A 1913-nucleotide genomic window follows, 5' to 3' on the forward strand; every position below is an offset into this window, starting at 1 on the left:
CCCAGGCGGCGGCGTGACGCCGTGCTCCCGGCACCACTGCCCCGCGGGGCGCTCCGCCCGGCGGGGCAGGCCGTTCGACGGGGACAGTTGCGCCGGGATGGGCGGCAGCGGCGGCGGCTCCATCCCGGCCGCTGCCTCGGCGGCCAGTTCGTCGGCGTCCTTCTCCTCCGCCCAGCCGATCGGGCCGATCCGCTCGGCGTTGAGGAACTGCCGGACCGCCGGCTCGGTGCTGGACAGCAGCATCTCCCGCGGCCCGAACATGGCCAGGTGCCCGTGGTAGATCATGCCGATGTTGTCCGGCACCGTGCGGGCGGTGTTGATGTCGTGGGTGACGATCAGGAACGTCGCGTCGGTGCTCTGGTTGAGGTCGATGATGAGCTGGTTGAGGTTGGTGGTGCGGACCGGGTCCAGCCCGGAGTCCGGCTCGTCGAAGAGGATGATCTGCGGGTCGAGCACCAGGGCGCGGGCCAGACCGGCCCGCTTGCGCATGCCACCGGAGATCTCGCCGGGAAGTTTCTTCTCCGCCCCGCCCATGCCGACCATGTCGAGCTTCTCGGTGACGATGGCCCGGATCTGCGACTCCGACTTGCGGGTGTGCTCGCGCAGCGGGAAGGCCACGTTGTCGTAGATGTTCATCGAGCCGAACAGGGCGCCGTCCTGGAACAGCACGCCGAAGAGCTTGCGCACCTCGTACAGCTCGCGTTCGGAGAGCCGGGGCAGGTCCTTTCCCTCGATCACGATGGAGCCGCGGTCGGGGCGCAGCAGGCCCACGAGGGTCTTGAGGAACACCGACTTCCCGGTGCCGGAGGGTCCCAACAGGACGGAGATCTCCCCGGCGGGCAGGGTCAGGGTGATGTCCGACCAGACTGCATGCCCACCGAAGGACTTGGTCAGCCCTTGCACGGCCACCTCGACGCCCATCAACCCTCCCATCGCCTCTTTCGAGTGAGACATCGCAGGAGCGGCCCGGTTCGCAACACGATCCTGGCGACTTCGTTGCGGCGTCACCCCGCTACCCAGCGCAAGAGGTGCGGAAACCAGGCGGCTTCAGTACGGTGCGCTTAACCCGTCGGTAACGAAGGTGCCTCGCAACCCCATGATCCGAGCAGTGGACCCGGAGCTGGTCCGGCAAGCCGTCCACGGTGACCGTGCGGCGATGACGTCGCTGCTCACCGAGGTGCATCCCGGCCTGGTGCGATACTGCCGGGCCCGGCTGGGGCGGGTCGGTGGCGCGTACACCACCGCCGACGACGTGGCCCAGGAGGTGTGCGTGGCGGTGCTGCGCGCCCTCCCCCGCTACCGCGAGCAGGGCGCGCCGTTCGCCGCCTTCGTGTACGGCATCGCGGCGCACAAGGTCGCGGACGCGCAGCGCGCGGCCGTCCGGGACGCCGCCGTCACGCCCACCGACGCTCCCCTCGACCGCCCCGACGCCGCGCCCGGCCCCGAGCAGCAGGCCGTCTCGACCGACCTGGCCCGGCGGCTGTCCGCCCTGCTGGGCCGACTCCCCGACACCCAGCGGGAGATCATCCTGTTGCGGGTCGCCGTGGGCCTCTCCGCCGACGAGGTGGGCAGCATCGTCGGCATGACGGCGGCGGCCGTGCGGATGGCCCAGTCCCGGGCGTTGGCCCGGCTCCGTACCCTTGCCGAGGGTTCCCTTGACGAGGTGGCGGCATGAGTGAGCGCACGCCGGGCGGCGGCGACGAGGCGATGGACCTGGACGTCCTCACCCGTGACGACGTGCTGCTCGACGCCCTCGGCCGGGGCGAGCCGGCGCCCGACGGCGACGCGGTGGCGGCCATGCTCGCCGCCTGGCACGCCGACCTCGACGACGACGTCCCGGCGTCGGTCCGGCCGGCGGTGCCGGCGCCCGTGGCCGCCCGGGCCACACCGGACCGTCCGGCCGGGTCGCCGGC

Annotated in this window: 3 protein-coding genes; 2 read left to right on the plus strand and 1 reads right to left on the minus strand. The window is 72.1% G+C overall.

Annotation, left to right across the window (positions count from 1 at the left end; genetic code table 11):
* Positions 1–921: ABC transporter ATP-binding protein (locus ACWEVO_RS35880; RefSeq protein ID WP_452311843.1), on the minus strand; the 921-nt coding region annotated here is incomplete at its 3' end.
* A gap of 175 nt (positions 922–1096) precedes the next feature.
* Between ACWEVO_RS35880 and shbA the strand changes: the two genes are divergently transcribed.
* Together shbA and ACWEVO_RS35890 are read left to right on the plus strand one after the other, a co-directional pair.
* Positions 1097–1675 (plus strand): RNA polymerase sigma factor ShbA, encoded by a 579-nt coding sequence (gene shbA, locus ACWEVO_RS35885; protein ID WP_452311844.1) that lies wholly within the window; start codon positions 1097–1099, stop codon positions 1673–1675.
* Positions 1672–1913, plus strand: a 242-nt coding sequence (locus ACWEVO_RS35890; RefSeq protein WP_452311845.1) for an anti-sigma-D factor RsdA, incomplete at its 3' end; no start/stop codon positions are given. The genes shbA and ACWEVO_RS35890, both read left to right, overlap by 4 nt.

The organism is Micromonospora sp. NPDC003776 (assembly GCF_053605645.1).